This window comes from Paraburkholderia sp. FW306-2-2C-D06C (genome assembly GCF_058781505.1).
Map to the genome: position 1 here is coordinate 1 of NZ_JBYSWU010000022.1, position 18,496 is coordinate 18,496.

The 18,496-nt window shown below is 62.1% G+C and carries 15 protein-coding genes, 1 tRNA gene and 2 pseudogenes; 12 read left to right on the forward strand and 6 right to left on the reverse strand.

Annotation, left to right across the window (positions count from 1 at the left end):
- Window positions 1–204: 204 nt before the first annotated feature.
- Window positions 205–669, reverse strand: a complete 465-nt coding sequence (locus AC3WLT_RS18070) for a hypothetical protein (protein WP_492593065.1) — start codon at window positions 667–669, stop codon at window positions 205–207.
- A 291-nt stretch (window positions 670–960) separates the two neighbouring features.
- Window positions 961–1,806 carry a FadR/GntR family transcriptional regulator gene (locus AC3WLT_RS18075; RefSeq protein ID WP_492593066.1) on the reverse strand — a complete coding sequence of 282 codons (846 nt, stop codon included), beginning with the start codon at window positions 1,804–1,806 and terminating at the stop codon, window positions 961–963.
- Between the two features lie 275 nt (window positions 1,807–2,081).
- Here AC3WLT_RS18075 and AC3WLT_RS18080 point away from each other — a divergent pair, with 275 nt between their 5' ends.
- The 8 genes and pseudogenes from AC3WLT_RS18080 to AC3WLT_RS18115 all read left to right on the forward strand — a co-directional run bounded on the left by AC3WLT_RS18080 (window position 2,082) and on the right by AC3WLT_RS18115 (window position 9,193).
- Complete coding sequence (locus AC3WLT_RS18080) at window positions 2,082–3,290, forward strand: ABC transporter substrate-binding protein (protein WP_492593067.1); 1,209 nt, start codon at window positions 2,082–2,084, stop codon at window positions 3,288–3,290.
- Between the two features lie 67 nt (window positions 3,291–3,357).
- Complete coding sequence (locus AC3WLT_RS18085; RefSeq protein ID WP_492593068.1) at window positions 3,358–4,218, forward strand: branched-chain amino acid ABC transporter permease; 861 nt, start codon at window positions 3,358–3,360, stop codon at window positions 4,216–4,218.
- Window positions 4,215–5,255 (forward strand): branched-chain amino acid ABC transporter permease, encoded by a 1,041-nt coding sequence (locus tag AC3WLT_RS18090; protein WP_492593069.1) that lies wholly within the window; start codon window positions 4,215–4,217, stop codon window positions 5,253–5,255. The genes AC3WLT_RS18085 and AC3WLT_RS18090 overlap by 4 nt, the downstream gene beginning before the upstream one ends.
- The gene (locus AC3WLT_RS18095) at window positions 5,252–6,019 is read left to right on the forward strand and encodes an ABC transporter ATP-binding protein (protein WP_492593070.1); all 768 of its coding nucleotides are present in this window, start codon (window positions 5,252–5,254) and stop codon (window positions 6,017–6,019) included. Before AC3WLT_RS18090 ends, AC3WLT_RS18095 begins: the two co-directional genes overlap by 4 nt.
- Complete coding sequence (locus AC3WLT_RS18100; protein ID WP_492593071.1) at window positions 6,016–6,717, forward strand: ABC transporter ATP-binding protein; 702 nt, start codon at window positions 6,016–6,018, stop codon at window positions 6,715–6,717. Before AC3WLT_RS18095 ends, AC3WLT_RS18100 begins: the two co-directional genes overlap by 4 nt.
- Before the next feature lie 33 nt (window positions 6,718–6,750).
- Window positions 6,751–7,395, forward strand: a pseudogene (locus tag AC3WLT_RS18105) (hydantoinase/carbamoylase family amidase); the annotation flags it as partial.
- 141 nt (window positions 7,396–7,536) lie between these two features.
- The gene (locus AC3WLT_RS18110; protein WP_492593072.1) at window positions 7,537–9,027 is read left to right on the forward strand and encodes a M81 family metallopeptidase; all 1,491 of its coding nucleotides are present in this window, start codon (window positions 7,537–7,539) and stop codon (window positions 9,025–9,027) included.
- A gap of 89 nt (window positions 9,028–9,116) precedes the next feature.
- A tRNA-Val gene (locus AC3WLT_RS18115) sits at window positions 9,117–9,193 on the forward strand.
- Window positions 9,194–9,305: 112 nt separating this feature from the next.
- Here AC3WLT_RS18115 and AC3WLT_RS18120 read toward each other — a convergent pair.
- Window positions 9,306–9,437 (reverse strand): annotated as a pseudogene (locus AC3WLT_RS18120) (YciI family protein); the annotation flags it as partial.
- 143 nt (window positions 9,438–9,580) lie between these two features.
- Between AC3WLT_RS18120 and AC3WLT_RS18125 the strand changes: the two are divergent.
- The 3 genes from AC3WLT_RS18125 to AC3WLT_RS18135 all read left to right on the forward strand — a co-directional run bounded on the left by AC3WLT_RS18125 (window position 9,581) and on the right by AC3WLT_RS18135 (window position 12,439).
- Window positions 9,581–9,814, forward strand: coding sequence for a hypothetical protein (locus tag AC3WLT_RS18125; protein ID WP_492593073.1), 234 nt, complete (start codon window positions 9,581–9,583; stop codon window positions 9,812–9,814).
- Between the two features lie 464 nt (window positions 9,815–10,278).
- The gene (locus tag AC3WLT_RS18130; protein WP_492593074.1) at window positions 10,279–11,115 is read left to right on the forward strand and encodes an NAD-dependent epimerase/dehydratase family protein; all 837 of its coding nucleotides are present in this window, start codon (window positions 10,279–10,281) and stop codon (window positions 11,113–11,115) included.
- Window positions 11,116–11,146: 31 nt separating this feature from the next.
- The gene (locus AC3WLT_RS18135; RefSeq protein WP_492593075.1) at window positions 11,147–12,439 is read left to right on the forward strand and encodes an MFS transporter; all 1,293 of its coding nucleotides are present in this window, start codon (window positions 11,147–11,149) and stop codon (window positions 12,437–12,439) included.
- A 171-nt stretch (window positions 12,440–12,610) separates the two neighbouring features.
- Here AC3WLT_RS18135 and AC3WLT_RS18140 read toward each other — a convergent pair whose 3' ends face one another.
- The 3 genes from AC3WLT_RS18140 to garL form a co-directional block, all read right to left on the reverse strand.
- Window positions 12,611–14,674 (reverse strand): glycoside hydrolase family 28 protein, encoded by a 2,064-nt coding sequence (locus AC3WLT_RS18140; RefSeq protein ID WP_492593076.1) that lies wholly within the window; start codon window positions 14,672–14,674, stop codon window positions 12,611–12,613.
- A gap of 207 nt (window positions 14,675–14,881) precedes the next feature.
- The gene (locus AC3WLT_RS18145; protein ID WP_492593077.1) at window positions 14,882–15,775 is read right to left on the reverse strand and encodes a 2-hydroxy-3-oxopropionate reductase; all 894 of its coding nucleotides are present in this window, start codon (window positions 15,773–15,775) and stop codon (window positions 14,882–14,884) included.
- Between the two features lie 46 nt (window positions 15,776–15,821).
- Window positions 15,822–16,607 (reverse strand): 2-dehydro-3-deoxyglucarate aldolase, encoded by a 786-nt coding sequence (gene garL / locus AC3WLT_RS18150; protein WP_492593078.1) that lies wholly within the window; start codon window positions 16,605–16,607, stop codon window positions 15,822–15,824.
- 222 nt (window positions 16,608–16,829) lie between these two features.
- Between garL and AC3WLT_RS18155 the strand changes: the two genes are divergently transcribed.
- Window positions 16,830–18,413 (forward strand): aldehyde dehydrogenase (NADP(+)), encoded by a 1,584-nt coding sequence (locus tag AC3WLT_RS18155; protein ID WP_492593079.1) that lies wholly within the window; start codon window positions 16,830–16,832, stop codon window positions 18,411–18,413.
- The last annotated feature ends 83 nt before the right edge of the window (window positions 18,414–18,496 follow it).

Below are 18,496 nucleotides of genomic sequence, written 5' to 3' on the forward strand. Positions count from 1 at the left end.
GTCATCGTCAGGCTCCCCAGCAGCACCAGAAACCCCACCCAGAACGGTGGGGTTTCTGCGTTTACGGCTCCGGAAACGGCAACACAGAAAGGCCGTCCATCGCCGTGCGCCTACCGCCGCACGCTGCAGCATCCCCAGCCCTCCTCGCAGCAGCCCGCGATCCGGCTTGCCCCATGCGTAGCCGCAGCGCCAGAAACAGCATAATCAAGCCCGTTTCCGCACCGGCATCTGATTCGACATACCCGCGGTAAACCGATCGAGCCGTTCACTGGCATCGGTGATTGCCCAAAGCGGTGCGCTGTGCAGTTGCTGATCATAATTCGTCGCAATTGCGGCGAACAACTCGAATGCTGCGCTATCCAGCCGCCACTCGCCGGTCTCCCTGCCGATATCGAAAACCATTGACACAGCACGCTCGGCTGCGCTGAGCTGATCGCCGGTCGCGGAGCCGAAGCCGGATTCAGCCAGAAAGCCGGTCAGCAGCATGACCTGTGTGAGCGTTTGCGCATCGGTCACGCCGCCGGCGCCGCGCCGCAACGCGTCGAGCGCCAGATGGACGCGCAGCGCGAGCTCATCGGCGGTCTGCCGGGCGATCGGCAACAGCATCGCCTTGGCATGCCGCGCACGCGCGGCGCCGGTGTGACGGGAAAACGGAATAGCTTGTGCCATGAAGGTCCAATGTTTGTGCCTTTGCAGATGCAATAACGGCGCGCGCGGTAAAAGGTTGAGCCCTCCTGCGAGCATTGTCCCGCTATGGGCTGAATCTCCTGGCGATCGGGGCCTGCGCATGATCCGCCATTGCGCGCGATACCGTGACCGCGATGGTCGCAAGACAACACCTGCGGCCGGAACCAGGCAATTTGATACGATCGCAAATCTCGGACGCTCGTTCTGGCGAGCCGCCGACGCATGTCAGTGATACACCGGCCGCGGCAGCGTCCCACTGCCGCATGCAGACGCTTAAGCCTCGTCCGCGTCATCGGTCGGTGCAACGCTGCGCGCTCGCACACGCCGACGGATCTCCGAATCGAGAATCAGCCTCCCGCGCAGTTTTCCCTTCATCCTCTTCACATAACGTGGCGCTTCTGTCATGTGAACGATCATCAACTCACGCACTTTCTCGACGTCGCGTTCTCGTGCCGCTTTCGTGATTGCTTTGTGGATCTTCACGTTGGCCTGACCGAAACGCTCATGTTCGGCCTGCGGCGTATCGTTACGAAACTCGATCAATTGCCGGATCATCTCGTTGATCAATTCGCAACTAAAACGCAGGAACGGGTTTGGATTCGCAGCGGCGAGGATGTCGTGGAAATTTACGTCCTCCTGACGTTGCCGCACGATGTCCGGCCCACCATGCGGCGAGACCGGCCGATCACAACACGTAATGCTCGCTTCGAGCGCTTCGAAATCCTGTTCAGTCAGATGCGGTACCGCGCCTGCAGCCAACTCTGGCTCCAGCAGCTTACGCACCGTGTAAATATCGTCGATCGATACGTCCTTGAAGAACAGATAGTTCTGCAACAGCTGTAGCGTGCGATCCAGCGGCACCTCCACCACCATGCCGCCACCGCTCGGGCCGGTCGTCACCTTGATGAGACCTTGCACCTCGAGCGACTTCAGCGCCTCGCGAATCGTGCTCTTGCTCACCGAAAAAAGTTGCTGCAACTCCACCTCGCGAGGCAGACGGTCACCCGGTTTCAGGTCCTTCTCCGTAATGAGCCGCTTGATTTCCTCTGCGACCAGATCGCCGCGCTTTTGCTGCTTGATTTCGATCGCGGCGCCAGCCTTGGTTCGATCCATGGCCATCTTCGATGCTCCCAGTTTTGTCCTGCACCATCTTCCGTCCGTCCACGTGCTTCCTCGCCACGTGGCGGCCACCTTGCGGCAGCCAGGAATTTTGCCTTATTGACACTCGAATTTATTGTACCTACGATCGAATTCAATCTATTTATCATGATAAATAGAACAAAGCCGGTGTAGTGGAAAGCTTCACGGCGGCCAGCCAGCTTTCGCAGTCGTTCGCGCAGTCATTCAGTTTCGCAGTCGGTCACATGCGTGCCTCTTTCCTAAGGAGCGTCACTTTGAATCGCCGAAATATGTTGAAACTGGCCGCGTTGTCGGCCGTTCCCGGGGCGTTCGGCTCGCTGGTCGCGCGTAGCGCGTCCGCGCAGACCGGCACGCTGCAGTTCGCCTGTCCGGTGCCGATGTCAGGCCCATTCGCGGCAAACGGCAAGTACGCCGATCTCGGCATGAAGCTGGCAATCGAGCAGTACGGCAAGGTGCTTGGCGAGTCGCTTGCCTACACGGTGCTCGACACGGAAGGCAAACCCGCAACAGCGGTGCGTCGCGTTCAGGAAATTGCGCAGCAGAAGAACGCGCGCTTCTTTGCCGGAGGTATTTTGTCATCCGAATCATTGGCGATGGGCAAGGAAGTCGAGAAGGCGGGCGGCGTCTTCATCACTACGGCAGGCGCAGACGAAATCACCGGCAAGGACTGCAACGACGCCACCTTCCGCTGGTCGGTGCCGACCTACGGTGCGATCGAGCAGACGGTGCGCCCGTTGATCCAGACCCTGCCGAAAGCGAAGCGCTGGTACACCATTACGCCGCAATATGTATTCGGTGAAGGCCTGCTATCCGCGGCCAAGGCGATTTTCAAAGAGAAGGGTATCGAGCACGTGGGCAACAGCTACCACTCGCTCAACGAGAAGGAATTCAGCGGCTATCTGACCAATGCGGTCGCTGCAAAGCCCGACGTCCTGTTGATTCTGAACTTCGGCTCGCAATCGTCCGATACGTTGCGTCAGGCCGTGAGCTTCGGAATGAAGAACAATTGTACGATTCTGCTGGCGTGGGCCTCCGGCCTCGAGCAGTTCGAATCGCTCGGCGCGGACCTGTGCGAAGGCGTCTATTTTGGCGCGCAGTATTGGCATGACATCGATTCGCCGCTCAATCGCGATCTCGTCAAACGCACGAAGGCTACGTTCAAAGCCAATCCGAACTACAGTTTCGCCGGCTCCTATATCTGCACCAAGATCCTGCTCGACGGTATCGTGAAAGCCGGCAACGTCGATCCAAAGAAGGTGGTCGCAGCGCTCGAAGGGATGAAATACGACGGTTTGACCGGCCCGGAAGAAGTGCGCAAGGGCGATCATCAGGTTCTGAAGAATTACTATCTGTTGAAGGGCAAGGCGAAGAACAAGATGAAAAACGCCGACGACTATGCGGATATCGTCAGTTCGGGCCAGTCGTTCCTGCCGCTCGACAAGACCGGCTGCAAGATGGCTTGATGCATTCGCGCCGCGTGCGCTGCACGTTACCGCAATGCCCCATCGCAACACCCTTTAGACGGACGCCATGAACGTTTATCTCCTGCAGATCGTCAACGGCATCGGAGTGGGAATGCTGTATTTCCTGCTCGCAGTCGGTTTGTCGATCGTGTTCGGCCTGCTGCGCTTCGTGAATTTTGCGCACGGCGCGTTCTATCTTCTCGGCGCGTATTTCTGCTATCAGGCGATGCAGTGGTCGATGAGTTTCTGGACCGCGCTGGTAGTCGTGCCGATCGTGGTGGGCGCGCTTGCGTGGGTCGTCGAAAAGGTGATCCTGCGGCACGTCTATGCCCAACAGCACGAGTTTCATATTCTCGTGACGGTCGGCCTTGCGCTGGTCGTACAGGAATGCGCAATCCTGATCTGGGGGCCGCTCGGCGACAACGTACCGGTGCCCGAGATGCTGAACGGCGTGGTGATCTGGGGCGGCTTCGTGTATCCGAAATACCGTCTGTTCGTCATCGGCTTCACGGCCGTGCTGGCCGCGTTGCTGTGGTGGGTGCTAGAAGGTACGCGGCTTGGCAGTGCGGTGCGGGCGGGGAGCGAATCGACCGAGATGGTGTCGCTGCTCGGCATCAACGTGCTACGCGTTTTCAGCCTCGTATTCGCGCTCGGTGCGGCAACCGCCGCTCTGGCCGGCGTGCTCGCCGCGCCGATTCGTGGCGTCGATCCGTTCATGGGCATCGAGGCGCTTAGCGTTGCCTTCGTGGTAGTGGTGGTCGGCGGCATGGGGAATTTTCTCGGCGCACTGGTCGGCGGCTTGCTGGTGGGGATCGTGCAGAGCGTGATGAGTACCTTGTGGCCGGAAGGCGCGCGGTTGATGATATACGTCGCCATGGCCGCGGTGCTGTTGCTGCGGCCGAACGGCTTGCTCGGGAGAGCGGCATGATCGATACGTCGAAGCCTATCGCGCAAGGCGCTTCTCCCCACGCGATGAAACGCAGCCTGCGGCACTTTCTGCATCGCTATCGTTTCCTGCTGCTTGCGTTGCTGGTGGTTTGCGTGCTGCCGTTGACGCTGCGCTCGGGATCGCTCGCCACCGAAGTGCTGGTGTTCGCGCTCGCGGCACTGGGCTGCAATCTGCTGCTTGGCCATACCGGTTTGCTGTCGTTCGGGCAGGGTATTTTCTTCGGTCTCGGCAGTTATTGCGCGGGTCTGGTCCTCACGAAAACAGCCTTGCCGATAGCGGTGGCATTGCTCGCCGCGATAACGATCGGTGCGGTGGCGGCTGCGCTGGTCGGCTGGTTTTCGATCCGCCAGCGTGGCACCTACTTCGTGATGCTGACGCTCGCGTTCGGGCAACTGTTCTACTTCCTCGCTTACACGACGCCCGATCTCACCGGCGGCGACAACGGCTTGCTCGATATTCCGCGCCCGGCGCTCTCGCTATTCGGCAAAGCACTCGTACCGTTGACGTCGCCGTGGCAGTACTACGGTTTCGTCGCAGTGCTGTTCCTGGTAGTGTTCTGGCTGCTGATGCGTGTTTCGCACTCGGTGTTCGGCCGCACGTTGCTGGCCATTCGTGATAACGAAGCGCGCGCAGCCGCGGTCGGTTACGATGTCAAGCGCTTCAAGCTGATGGCGTTCGTGATCTCCGGCGCGGTGACGGGCCTCGCCGGCGCGCTGCATGCATTGATGACGGGCATCGCGCCGCTTTCCAACATCGATTACCACACGAGTGAGATGATCCTCGTGATGACGGTGATAGGCGGCACAGGCAATCTGTTCGCGTCCGTGTTGGGCGCGGCGTTCTATGTGCTGTTCGCCGACTGGCTGTCGACGCTATGGCCGCGCTGGCTGTTGCTGCTGGGCATCGTACTGATCGCTGTCAGCCTTTTCATGCAGCGTGGGCTGTGGGGTTTGGGCGAACGCGTCTGGCAATCGCTGCGGCGCAACCCCGTCGATGCGGGCAAGGAGCGCGTATGAGCGAAGCGATTCTGCAAGCGAACGGCGTAGTGAAACGCTATGGCAAATTCACGGCGCTCTCCGAAGTCGATCTGCGCATCATGCCGCGCACCGTGCATTCGGTGATCGGTCCGAATGGCGCTGGCAAGACGACGCTCTTTCACGTGTTGACCGGCACGGTGCCGGTCACGGCGGGCAAGATCGTTTTCGACGGTCGCGATGTCACGCATGAACCGGACCATAAGCGCGTACGCCGCGGCGTCGCGCGCTCGTTCCAGGTGACGAGTCTGTTCGCCAATCTGAGCGTGCGCGAAAATCTGCGGCTCGCCGCGCAAGGTGTCGACGCGGTACGCGCGCTGAATGCATGGACTCCGCCGCACGGTGCGCTCACGCATGCGGACACGGTCGACAGCGTGCTGGAACGGCTTGCGTTGCAGCGCTTTAGCGACGTATCGGCAGGCGCGCTCTCGCATGGCCAGCAACGGCGGCTCGAAGTCGGCATGGCGCTCGCCGCGCGGCCCAAGGCGATCTTTCTCGACGAGCCTACTTCAGGCATGGGTATCGACGACCTCGACGATATGAAGCAACTGATCCGCGGTCTGCGCGACGACTACACGGTCGTTCTGATCGAACACAACATGGGCATCGTGATGGACATCTCCGACACGATCACCGTCATGCAGCAAGGACGGGTGCTGGTGGAAGGCCGTCCCGACGACATTCGCGGCGACGAGCGCGTGCGCAGCGCCTATCTCGGCAATATGATCACCGGAGGCCGTGCATGATTCTCGACGTGCAGCGGATTCACGGCTTCTACGGCAAGAGCCACATCCTGCAGGGCGTGACGCTGCAGATCAACGACGGCGAAACGGTCACCCTGTTAGGCCGCAACGGCGCGGGCAAATCGACGACGCTAAAAGCCATTGCGGGCGTCGTCGCGCCGCAACGCGGCACGGTGACGTTCAATGGCGCGGTGATCGGCGGCATGCCGCCGCACAAGATCGCCTCGCGCGGCGTGTGTTTCGTGCCCGAGCATCGCGGCATTTTCCGTCTGTTGACGGTTGAAGAAAACTTGCGGCTCGGCGCGCGCAGGGATTCGCCGTGGCAGCTCGACGACATCTACCGCATTTTTCCGCGTCTGAAGGAACGGCGCACGAACGGCGGTGCGCAACTCTCGGGCGGCGAACAGCAGATGCTCGCGATCGGCCGCGCGCTGATGAATCATCCACGTCTGTTGATGCTCGACGAACCGGTTGAAGGTCTCGCGCCGGTGATCGTCGAAGAGATCGTCGCGCAGCTCAAGCTGATCCGCGAAGCGGGCGTTGCGATTCTGCTGGTCGAGCAGAACCTCGAGGTTTGCACGCAACTCGCGGATCGTCACTACATCATCGAACAGGGCGTGATCGTCTATGAAGGCGATAACGCGTCGTTCGCCGCCGATGAATCGATCAAGGACCGCTATCTGGGTGTCGGCGTAGTTTGACGTACGCTCTGCCTTCAATACGAGGAAGCATCGATGCAAGTTCATGAATCAACCACCGTCTGTGCGCTCACCGATTTGCGCGTCGACGGGTCACGGCTCTGGAACAGTCTCATGCAACTCGCGCAAATCGGCGCGACGGAGAAGGGCGGTGTGTGCCGGCTCGCGCTGACCGGGTTGGACCGCGAGGCGCGCGATCTTTTTGTCACGTGGGCGAAGGAGATCGGCTGCAGCGTACGGATCGATGCGATCGGCAACATCTTTGCGCGCCGTGCCGGTCTGCGTGACGACCTGCCGCCGGTGATGACCGGCAGCCACATCGACACGCAACCCACCGGCGGCAAATTCGACGGCAACTATGGCGTGCTCGCCGGTCTCGAGGTATTGCGCACGCTGGCCGATGCCAGCGTGCAAACGGTTGCACCGCTGGAAGTCGCCGTATGGACCAATGAGGAAGGCTCGCGCTTCGTGCCGGTGATGATGGGCTCCGGTGTGTTCGCCGGTGCATTCACGCTCGAGCATGCGCTCGAACAACGCGATCGCGAGGGCGTTGCGGTGCGCGACGCACTCGCGGCGATCGGCTATGCGGGTAAGGATGAAAAGCCGCATGCGGTCGGCGCATATTTCGAAGCGCGTATCGAGCAGGGTCCCGTTTTGGAGGCACATGACACGACGATCGGCGGCGATGATTTTCGTGCCGTGTAAAGACGGCATCAGCCACAACGAAATCGAGGACGCACGCGCGGACCATCTGGAAGCCGGTTGCAACGTGCTGTTGCAGGCTATGCTGAACGCGGCGCAAACGGCAGGGTGCGCAAAGCCATGAAAGTCCTGATCGCAAGGATGAACCACGAGACCAACACGTTCTCGCCGGTCGAGACGCCACTCGCAGCGTTCGGACGCAACGGCCCGAGTTACGGCGACGACGCGTTCAACGAGAACAAGGGCATGCAGACGGCAATGGCCGCGTTCATCGACGCAGCCGAGCGCGAACAGGCCGAGATCGTGACGCCGGTGTCGGCGTCGGCGAATCCGAGCGGGCCGGTCGCCGCCGCCGCGTACGATGCGATCTGCAATGCGATCGTGGCGGCTGCAGCGGGCTGCGAAGCAGTGATGCTCGACCTGCACGGCGCGATGGTCGCGGAGAATTCGAACGACGGCGAAGGCGGTCTGCTCGAGCGCGTGCGCGCCGCGTTGCCCAACGCACCGATCGCCGTCGCGCTCGATCTGCACGGCAACGTCACGCAGAAAATGATCGACAACGCCGATGTGATTGTCAGCTTCAAGACCTATCCGCACGTCGATATGTATGAGACCGGCGCGCACGCGGCGCGCCTGATGTTCGATCTGGTTCACGGCAAGACGAAGCCGGTGATCGCATGGCGTCAGCCGCCACTGCTCACGCATACGCTGCGCAGTGCGACCGCCGAAGGCGCGATGAAACGCGCGGTGGACGCCGCGCGCGCTGCCGAGACCGAGGGCATGCTCGCGGTGTCTGTGCTGTCCGGGTTCTCGCTGGCCGACATCGAGAAGCCGTGTATCAGCGTCGTCGTCGTGGGGAATGGCGATCGCGCGAAGGCGGAAGCGGTGGCGGAGCGCATCGCGCGGCAGATCTGGGCCGAACGCGAAGATTTCGTTTGCCGCAGTGCGCCGCTGGCGGAATCGGTCGCGCAGGCGGCGGCGCTCGCGCAGGGCGCCGACAAGCCGGTGCTGCTGCTCGATCACGGCGACAACTGCATGTCGGGCGGCACGTGCGACACGATGGACTTGCTCGAGGAAGCGCTCAAGCAGAATCTCGAGGATGTCGTAAGCGGACCGTTGTGCGATCCGCAAGCGGTCGCGGCACTGATGGCGGCAGGCGTCGGCAGCACGGTGACGGTGACGGTCGGCAACAAGGTCTCCGGCAAAGCGGTGACGCCACGACTGCCGGTTTCTGTGACCGGCGTAGTGCGCGCGCTGACCGACGGCGAATACGTGATCAGCGGTCCGACCTACACAGGCCAGCGTGCCTTCATGGGACGCGCGGCGGTGCTCGATACCGGTACGGTGAAACTCGTGATGACCGAGCGCACGCACGAACCCTGGGATCTCGGTGTGTTCGAGAGCGTCGGTATCGACCCGCGCCGTGCGCGGTTTCTGTTGCTCAAGTCGCGTATGTATTGCCGGCCGGTTTTTGTACCGATTGCCGCGGCACTGGTGGAGTGCGATAGCCGCGGCGTGACGAGTTCAGACTATGGACTCTTTACCTTCGAGCATGTCAAGCGGCCGGTCTATCCGCTGGATGCGCACACCGAATGGGCGAAGCCAGGTTGAATGGCGCACCAATGCACGCGCGGACGCGCTCGCGAGTAAAAGAGGGGCTTGTGCTGCGCGTGGGGAGTCTCTATAATTCGCGCCTCTAAAGGCTCGTAGCTCAGTTGGTTAGAGCACCACCTTGACATGGTGGGGGTCGTTGGTTCGAATCCAATCGAGCCTACCAACGCATAGGTGACGTAGGCGGAAGCTGCTCAGCTTCCGCCTACTGTCATGTTCTCGCATCGCATCGGCGCACGTCTTCATCGCGCAGCCGTCTTTTCTCTGAGTTCCCACGCTTACAGGCGGCACTCGCCATCGAAATACGCTTTGCGCCAGCGCGTGATCGTCACGCGCTCGAACAAGTCGACCAGCGAGAACGGATCGGCGGCAATGAAGTGCTCGGCTTCTTCACGCGTTTCCAGATCGAGCCGGATGTTTGTTCAACTCCAGGCAAGAATCGTCGCCGTGTACACGATGCCGATCCAGAGCATCATGATGACCGGGCAGGGCTCGCCTGCGGGCAATCTGTTGGCGACGGTGGTGCATTCTGGCGAAGTCGTTTCCGGTCCAAGTGCGCTACACCGGAATTTCGCTTTCCTATCAGATTTGCGGCATGGTGTTCGCCGGCACCACGCCGATTCTTGGGCAGTACCTGCTTGGCGCGACCGGCACCATTCTGTCCGTTGTCGCGCTTGGGATCGTGCACGTGCCGATCACGTTGTTCTGGGCGCTGGGACTGGTGACGCGCATGCGGCAGGAAGGCGTACGCGACGAGGCACGGGCCGCGGCATTGGCGCAGAGCTGAGCGGAGCCGCAGGCTGCTTCGTCAGGCAGGTTGGGAGAGTTGAGAAAGTCCGCCGTCGCCGGCAAAGGCGCGGCGGACTTTTTGCATTGTGCGGGCCCCGGCGATTGAGGGGCGCGTTGAGCCGCGGATGAAAACCCCCGAGGCCCGGGTTTGCTCGGCCGTCATCAGACGCAACGGTCTTCGACGCCAATAGCCATTTATGTAATACGACATCGCATAACTAAAATGATCGCCTTGTCCGTGTTCCATCGAATATTTGGCGGGTTTTCTCGCTGAGTGTTCGGGTAAATGCCTAGTTGAAATCCATCCTGGCATCTGTGATAGTACGTTATCGTACAACATCGCACATTCATTGGCTACCGATTGCCAGTTCGAGCGCGCCCCCTCCCTTCGCAGAGACCCGCTTGCTGAGTGTCGCCCCTCGCGCCACAGCTCATTCGTCTGAAACGCTGTAAAGGAACCTTATGAAGAAGATTGCCCTGAGTGGGGCCGGTGGCCAGCTCGGCTCCGTAGTGAGGACCGCGCTCATCGCGCGCGGCATCCCTTTGCGGTCGGCTGCGGGCTCGCGGCCCCTGGCCCCTCTGGTCGAAGGCGAGGACCTGATGCACGGCGACCTCCGCGAGCCTGCGGTCGTCGATCGTCTGCTGGACGGCGTGGACGTGCTGATCCACTTTGCGGGCACGAGCGTCGAACGTCCGCTGCCGGAGATCATCGAGAACAACCTGCGCGCGCTGGTCGAGGTTTACGAAGGTGCGCGGCGGAATGGTGTGCGGCGTGTCGTGTTCGCCAGCTCAAATCACGCGATCGGCATGTACCCGGTCACCGAACACCTCAGCCTCGACTGTGAGCTGCGTCCGGATGGTTTTTACGGCCTGAGCAAAGTGTGGGGCGAAGCCCTCGCAAGAATGTATTGGGACAAGCACGGCATCGAAAGCATCTGCGTGCGCATCGGCAGTTGTCTCGAGCGGCCGACCGAGCCCCGGCACCTGAGCACCTGGTTCGGGCATAGCGACCTGCTGCATTTCCTCGATCGCTGTATCGAGGCCGAGGACGTGGGGTTCATGACCGTCTGGGGTGTCTCGGCCAACCAGCGCAGCTGGTGGGATAACAGCGGCGCCGAACGTCTGGGTTATCAGCCGAAACAGGACGCCGAGGTCTACGCCGCGGAAGTGCTGGTCAATCCGAACCCGCTCGATGCTTTGGGCCAACACTACCAGGGCGGCAGCTTCGTCGGCCTGGACTACTCGCGCGACGGCGGTGAGGCCGACAGTTCGGCCGCCCCTGTTGCCCGGCCCAACTGATTGACGACAGAGACGACGAGGAGACAACGCAATGAAAGTCAAAGGCATTCGCTGGTGGATGGTCAGCCTGGTCGCGGCCGGGCTGATCATCAATTATCTCGCGCGGAACACGCTGTCAGTGGCGGCGCCGACGCTGATGAAGGACCTCCATATCAGCACCGAGCAGTACTCGCATGTCGTGGTTGCGTGGCAGTTGTGCTATGCGTTCATGCAGCCGGTTGCGGGCTATTTGCTCGACACGGTCGGCACCAAGATCGGCTTTGCGGCCTTTGCGCTGGCCTGGTCGGTGGCCTGTGCCGCGGCAGCATGGTCCACGGGTTGGCGCAGCCTTGCGTTCTTCCGTGGGTTGCTCGGCATTGCCGAGGCGGCCGGCATCCCGGCCGGCGTCAAGGCGACAAGCGAGTGGTTCCCGGCCAAGGAACGTTCGGTCGCGATCGGCTGGTTCAACATCGGCTCGTCGATCGGCGCACTGCTCGCGCCGCCGCTGGTCGTCTGGGCCTTGTTGCACGGGCAATGGCAATTGGCGTTCATGATCGTCGGTGTGGCGGGCATCGTCTGGAGCGCGCTGTGGATGCTTCTGTACAAGCACCCGCGCAACCAGAAGCTGCTGAGCGAGACGGAGCGGGATTACATTCTGAGCGGGCAGGAGGCAAAGCACAGCGATGCCGGCAGCGCCAGGCGCCGCTGGACTGAAATGCTCGGCAGCCGCAACTTCTGGGCGATCGGCATCCCGCGGATTCTTTCCGAACCTGCCTGGCAAACCTTCAACGCCTGGATTCCGCTGTACATGATGACCGAGCGTCACATGAACCTGAAGCAAGTCGCACTGTACGCCTGGATGCCCTTCCTGGCTGCGGACATCGGCTGCGTGCTCGGCGGCTACCTCAGTCCGTTGTTCCACAAGTACGCAAAAGTGTCGTTGTTCACGTCGCGAAAGATGGTTTTCGTATTCGGCGCTTTGTGCATGATCGGACCGGCATGCGTCGGACTGGTCGCCAGTCCTTACGCGGCCGTTGCGCTGCTGTGCGTCGGCGGTTTCGCTCACCAGACTTTGTCGGGCGCGCTGTACGCCATCACCTCCGACATGTTCGGTAAGAACGAAGTCGCAACCGCCACGGGCATGGGCGGCATGGCGGGCTATCTCGGGGCCGCAGCGTTCACGGCACTGTTTGGTGTGCTGGTGACGCAGGTCGGTTACAGCCCGCTATTTGTCGTGCTGGCGGTATTTGACATCGCGGCCGCCGTCGTGGTGTGTCTGCTGGCTAGAAGCGGCGACCGTACGCCCGAGCTGCGCTGGGCCGTAGCGAACCCCGCGGTCAAATAAACAATCGCGAGGCCCGAGAGGAAACGGCGTAGTTCAGTGTGTTGAATTGGCGGCGCCCACGGGCGCCGCTTTGCGTTTATGGTCCGTCCGATGCGTGTGGTGCGTTGAGTATCCGGGCTATCTCGTCTGCGCAGGGGCGAAGACTCATCCTCGCTCCTTTCTGCTTCCCGATTAGCGCTGATCGACGACTGTCGTGTTGTAAGTCGTCGAGCCGATCACCACGTTGTTCAGCGTGATGCCGTTGACGTTGTACGCATAGATCGGTCCGGGCGTCGTTGCGGTCGCCGGACCGGCGGAAACCGCCGTCCCCAGGTTGCAGTTCGAGATCGTGACGTTACTGATAGGCGGTACGGCCGGCGCCGGGCTCGGGCCGTTGTAGTCGAACGCGACCGGCCCCTGCGCCACGATCGCCTGAAAACAGGAGCCCGTGACGCCATTGAGCGTGACGTTGCCCGCCTGCACGTTCGAGATGTTGACGTTCTGGATCATGGCCGGGCGGGTGCGGATCGCGTCGTTGGCCGGCTGATAGTCGCAGTCGAACGTGATCAGGCCGCCTTGTGCCGCCGACGGATTGCCCGCCGTCGCCGTGACGACGCCCAGCGGCACCGTGCCGTTGATCGGACTACCGGCCAACAGCGCACTGCCGTATCCGCTGCCTTTCAGACTCACGCCGTTGGGCAGTGTGACCGTATCGACGTAGAAGTTCTTCACGAAGCCGCCGCGATTCATATTCGTCTTGATACGAATCGCGATGTTCAGCGGATTGGTGGCCCAGTTCTGGTTGAGCATCTCCAGATTGCGCGCGTAGATGTTCTGCACACCGCCGCCCATCTCGCTGCCGAGCGTGATGCCGCCATGGCCGCTGTTCATCGTGCAGTTCTGGATGACGTGATTCTGCGCGGGGCCATACTGCGTATCGAGATCCTTGCCGGACTTGATCGCGATGCAATCGTCGCCGGTGTTGAACGTGACGCTGTCGCAGAGCACGTTGTTGCAGGCATCCGGATCGAAGCCATCGTTATTCGGGCCGATGCTGTCCGCCGTCACTCCGCGAATCACGACGTTCTTGCAATCGGTCGGATGATGCTGCCAGAACGGCGTGTTGTTGGTCCGATAGTTCTCCATCAACACGTTGGTGCAGCCGATGAACTCGACCATGCACGGACGCAGATAATGCCCGATGCCGAAAATGCGCTGCGCGATCGGCACGCCCGCTTCGGAAAGCGCCGGCAGGTAGTTCTGGTCCAATTGCCAGGGTGTCGTGGGGCTCGTGAGCAGCGCGTAGAGCGCATCGGAAATGCCGGGCGCGGCGGTTCTCAGATCGACGTTCTTCGGATTGCCGTAGGCTTGTGACGGCGTGGACGAATTCACGCAGCCGTAGGCGCCGTTCGAACCCTTGTAGGTCCACCAGCACGTGCTGGTGTTGCCGCTTCCGGCGAACGGCGTCATGGCCTGGCCATTCAGAATCGAGGTGGAATCCTCGCCTGTCAGCGCGATGTTGGTCTGATTGCGCGCGTAGACCGGCGCGCCGTAGTTGAGGCAATCGTTCGCCTGCCAGCGGCTGTAGAAGAGGTTGCCGTTCGCGCCGCAGTTGACGGGGCCGTCCTTCGCATAGTCGGCCGGGTTGGGGCTGAAATAGATCGTGCAGTTCGCGCTGAGGTGGAAGTTCACATTGCTGAGCAGCACGATTGGTCCGGCGCAGTACCACGTGCCGGCCGGCACGACCACGCGGCCGCCCCCGGCCGCATTGCACGCCTGGATCGCGGCGAGAAACGCGGGTCGCGAGTCGAAGGCATTTGCTGCGTTGGTTTGTGTCGAGCCGGGGCTCGTCAGCGATGACGCGCCCGTATACGGATTGGTCGTGGCGACCACCGCGCAAGTCTGCGCGCCGTACTGGGTGACCACATAATCGCGGGCCGGAAACATCGACTGGGTAATGCCCTGCAGCGACGCGATGATCTGCGTCGCTGCGCCCGAGGTACCCCAGATCGGATCCTGCACGACCGGTGGCGTGGATGGGGAGTCGACCGAGGAGCCGCAGGCGGACAGTCCGCCCAGCAGAGTCGCACCCGCGGATGTGCCTGCGAGCACGATAAACGCTCTGCGCGCAGGTGAATTCGGTTCGCGCTGGTTGCTTATTCTCGACGTCGCCTGCCTGCTGTTCTTTTTGTCTTGTGTTGCCACGGATGTCTCCTTGCCCTTTGCTGGCTCTATTAGTAATCGCTGGTGCTGCATGTGCTGCGGTTTGTCGATTCTGCGTTTATGTGTACGGGTATCGAAAGTCCAGGTAAGTCATCCTTAATGTTTTGAGTAAATCATTGATCAATGGATGTGGAGGGTTGTTGCCGAGCGTGCGCGCGTGCGCCGTTCCGCTTTCTCTAATTGCTCAGAGCCAGCGGAGCGGCGTTGCGGGTGGGGTTGGCCCCGGTCGGGGCGACTGATTTACGCGCTCGGCTGGCCGATTTCGTGATTGGCGAGTATTTCGAGCGCGCGCACCATCGCGGAGTGATCCCACGCTTTGCCGCCATGCGCCACACAGGCGTTGAAGAGTGCCTGGCAGGTGGCCGTATTCGGCAAGGAAACGCCGAGTGATTGCGCGGTCGAGAGCGCGAGATTCAGGTCCTTCTGGTGGAGCTCAATGCGAAAGCCCGGGTCGAAGGTACGTTTAGTCATCCGGTCGCCGTGCACTTCGAGGATGCGGGAGGACGCGAATCCGCCCATCAGCGCTTCGCGCACGCGCGCCGGATCGACGCCGGCTTTGGACGCGAGCAGCAGTGCTTCTCCGACTGCCTCGATCGTCGCCGCGACGATCACCTGATTGGCCACCTTGCACACCTGTCCGGCGCCGACCTCCCCGATCAGCGTGACGTTCTTGCCCATCATGTCGAAGAGCGGCTTGACGCTACCGAAAGTCGCGGTAGCGCCACCCACCATGATGGTCAGCGAGCCGGCCTTTGCGCCGACCTCGCCGCCGGAAACCGGCGCATCCAGGTAATCGGCGCCGCGCTCGCGCACGTGTGCCGCGAACTCGCGCGTGGCCATCGGCGAAATCGAACTCATATCGACGACGGTTTGTCCCGCGCGCAATGCATCGGCGAGACCGTTTTCGCCGAACAGCACGCGCTCGACATCCGGCGTGTCCGGCACCATGATGAAAATCACGTCCGCATGCGCGGCAACGGCGGCCGGGCTGTCGCAAGCGACCGCGCCGGCCTGCTTGAGATCGTCCGGCACGCCGCTGCGTGTGAATGCGGCGAGAGCGACGCCGTTCTTGAGAAGGTTGGCCGCCATGGGCTTACCCATGATGCCGAGTCCGATAAAGCCTGCTTTTTGCATGGAATGCTCCGAAGATGTCATCGCGGCGGCTTTGCTGCTGGTCCGCTCATTTCTGCATGAAGTGTTTTTGCACCGACTGCGCGGCGGATTTGAGCAGCCCCATATCCGCGCAAACCGCGACGACGCGGCAACCCATCGAAATATAGCGCTCGGCGTCGGCCTGGACGGGAGCGAGAATGCCGCTCGGCTTGCCGGCCGCCTGCGCGCGTTCGAAGACGCGCGCGATCGCCTGCTGCACGTCAGGGTGGCTCGGGTTGCCGATGTGGCCGTAGGCGGCAGCGAGATCGGACGGTCCGACGAACACGGCATCGACTCCGTCGACGGCGAGAATCTCGTCGATCGAGTCGACGGCTTTGCGGCTTTCGATCTGGACGATCACGCAGACGTTGTCGTTGGCGATGTCGAAGTAGTCGGGCACGGTCGCATAGCGATTGCTGCGTTGGCTCGTGGAGACGCCGCGGATGCCCTGCGGCGGGTAGCGAGTCGCGGCGACAGCGCGGGCCGCGTCCTCGGCGCTATCGACGAACGGCACGAGAAAATTCGAAAAACCGCTATCGAGGAGCCGCTTGATGAACACGCTGTCATTCGCCGGCGGCCTGACGACCGGCGCGCTCGGGCTGTCCTTGAGCGCCATCAACTGCGGGATCAGCGTGAGAACGTCGTTCGGCGCGTGTTCGGCGTCCAGCAACATCCAGTCGAAGCCGACGATGCCGAGCAATTCCGTGACAATCGGGCTGGCGAGCGAGACCCAGCAGCCGATCACGGTTTCGCCGCCGCGGACCGCGCGGCGGAAGCTATTGGGTAAAGTCCGGTACGGCGTGGCGGCTGACATAGGCTGTCTCCTCAAACTGCAATGAATCGGGCGCGCTCCAACGGTTATTTAACCAAGCGTTATAAGTCGTCGTACGTCTTGGTAAAGATTAGCTCGGCATGATTCTTCGCGACAGGCACGTAAACCCGCATTTTGGCTCGGATGGGTGTGCGACGGTTGCGCATGAAGTCGCCTATGTTATAGGATGACATATATCTTAGATGGTCACCCAAGGAAAGCGAAATGTCTATTACCGGCGAAATGCTGATTGGTCGCAAAGCGGTGCGCGGCGCGGAAAAACCATTGCTTGCGTTCAATCCTGCCACGGGATCCGACATCGCCGAGCCGGTCTTCGGTAGCGGCACGGTCGCCAATGTCGAACTCGCCTGCGAGCTCGCCCAGAAGGCATTCGACTCGTACCGCGCGTTGCCGCTGACGGTGCGTGCCGAGTTCCTCGAGCGTATCGCGGACGGCATCACGGCGCTGGGCGACGTGCTGATCCAGCGCGCGCACGAAGAGACCGGCTTACCGAAGGCGCGTCTCGAAGGCGAGCGCGGCCGCACGACGGGCCAGCTCAAACTGTTTGCGCAAGTGGTGCGCGCGGGGCAATGGCTCGCCGCGACGCTCGATTCGCCGTTGCCGGAGCGCAAGCCGCTGCCGCGCTCCGACTTGCGCATGCAAAAGATTCCGCTGGGCCCGGTCGCGGTGTTCGGCGCCAGTAACTTCCCGCTCGCGTTTTCGGTGGCGGGTGGCGATACGGCTGCGGCGCTCGCGGCAGGTTGTCCGGTGGTGGTGAAGGCGCATCGGGCCCACCTCGGTACGTCGGAGATGGTCGGTCGCGTGATTCAGCGCGTCGCGCAGGACATGGACTTGCCCGAAGGCGTGTTCTCGCTGATCGTCGGCGCTGGCAATTCGGTCGGCGAAGCGCTGGTCGCGCATCCGGCGATCAAGGCGGTCGGCTTCACGGGTTCGCGCGCGGGCGGCACGTCGCTGATGCGCGTCGCGGCTGCTCGGGCCGAGCCGATTCCGGTTTACGCCGAGATGAGCAGTATCAATCCGGTGTTTCTGATGCCGAACGCGCTAGCGCAGCGTGGCGACAGCATCGCGCGTGGCTTCGTCGATTCGCTGGCGCTGGGCGCAGGGCAATTCTGTACCAACCCGGGGCTCGCCATTGCCGTCGACAGCGATGCACTCAAAGTCTTTGTGGCAACGGCGTCCGGCGCGCTGACCGCCAAGCCGGCTCAAACCATGCTCACCGCCGGCATTCACGCAGCGTATGAGGAGGGCGAGAACAGGCTGGAAGCGATCGAGGGCGTCGAAGCGGTGGCGCGCGGCGTCGACGCGACGGGTCCGACCCAGGCGCGCGCGGCGTTGTTCGTGACCGACGCGCAGACGTTCCTCGCGACGCCAGCACTCGAAGACGAGGTTTTCGGGCCGGTGTCGACCATCGTGCGTTGCAAGAACGAGCGGGAAATGCTTGCGGTGGCCGAACACTTTGCCGGTCAACTGACGGCCACGGTGCAGATGGACGGCAGCGATCTGCCGGCGGCGAGGAAGCTGGTGCCGATCCTCGAGCGCAAGGCCGGACGGATCCTGGTCAACGGTTTCCCGACGGGCGTCGAGGTTTCGCACGCGATGGTGCATGGCGGCCCGTTCCCGGCAACGTCGGATAGCCGCGCGACGTCGGTCGGTACGACGTCGATCGAGCGCTTCCTGCGTCCGGTGTGCTATCAGGATTTCCCAGCCGATCTGCTGCCCGGGTCGCTGGCCGACGCCAACCCGCTGGACTTGTGGCGCCGTCGCGATGGCGAAATCACGCGTAGCTGAGTGACAACTGAATCGCCGCTCGGCCATCGCTGAGCGGCGACTGGGATAAAAAATGGCCGGGATTTCCCGGCCATTTTTCCTGG

What these genes read in the sequence shown, in the direction of transcription:
- AC3WLT_RS18135 (WP_492593075.1), top strand. Translation starts at nt 11,147, where the DNA reads ATGAAAGTCAAAGGCATTCGCTGGTGGATGGTCAGCCTGGTCGCGGCC.
- AC3WLT_RS18145 (WP_492593077.1), bottom strand. Translation starts at nt 15,775, where the DNA reads ATGCAAAAAGCAGGCTTTATCGGACTCGGCATCATGGGTAAGCCCATG.
- garL (WP_492593078.1), bottom strand. Translation starts at nt 16,607, where the DNA reads ATGTCAGCCGCCACGCCGTACCGGACTTTACCCAATAGCTTCCGCCGC.
- AC3WLT_RS18110 (WP_492593072.1), top strand. Translation starts at nt 7,537, where the DNA reads ATGAAAGTCCTGATCGCAAGGATGAACCACGAGACCAACACGTTCTCG.
- AC3WLT_RS18090 (WP_492593069.1), top strand. Translation starts at nt 4,215, where the DNA reads ATGATCGATACGTCGAAGCCTATCGCGCAAGGCGCTTCTCCCCACGCG.
- AC3WLT_RS18075 (WP_492593066.1), bottom strand. Translation starts at nt 1,806, where the DNA reads ATGGCCATGGATCGAACCAAGGCTGGCGCCGCGATCGAAATCAAGCAG.
- AC3WLT_RS18070 (WP_492593065.1), bottom strand. Translation starts at nt 669, where the DNA reads ATGGCACAAGCTATTCCGTTTTCCCGTCACACCGGCGCCGCGCGTGCG.
- AC3WLT_RS18140 (WP_492593076.1), bottom strand. Translation starts at nt 14,674, where the DNA reads ATGCAGCACCAGCGATTACTAATAGAGCCAGCAAAGGGCAAGGAGACA.
- AC3WLT_RS18130 (WP_492593074.1), top strand. Translation starts at nt 10,279, where the DNA reads ATGAAGAAGATTGCCCTGAGTGGGGCCGGTGGCCAGCTCGGCTCCGTA.
- AC3WLT_RS18155 (WP_492593079.1), top strand. Translation starts at nt 16,830, where the DNA reads ATGTCTATTACCGGCGAAATGCTGATTGGTCGCAAAGCGGTGCGCGGC.
- AC3WLT_RS18100 (WP_492593071.1), top strand. Translation starts at nt 6,016, where the DNA reads ATGATTCTCGACGTGCAGCGGATTCACGGCTTCTACGGCAAGAGCCAC.
- AC3WLT_RS18085 (WP_492593068.1), top strand. Translation starts at nt 3,358, where the DNA reads ATGAACGTTTATCTCCTGCAGATCGTCAACGGCATCGGAGTGGGAATG.
- AC3WLT_RS18095 (WP_492593070.1), top strand. Translation starts at nt 5,252, where the DNA reads ATGAGCGAAGCGATTCTGCAAGCGAACGGCGTAGTGAAACGCTATGGC.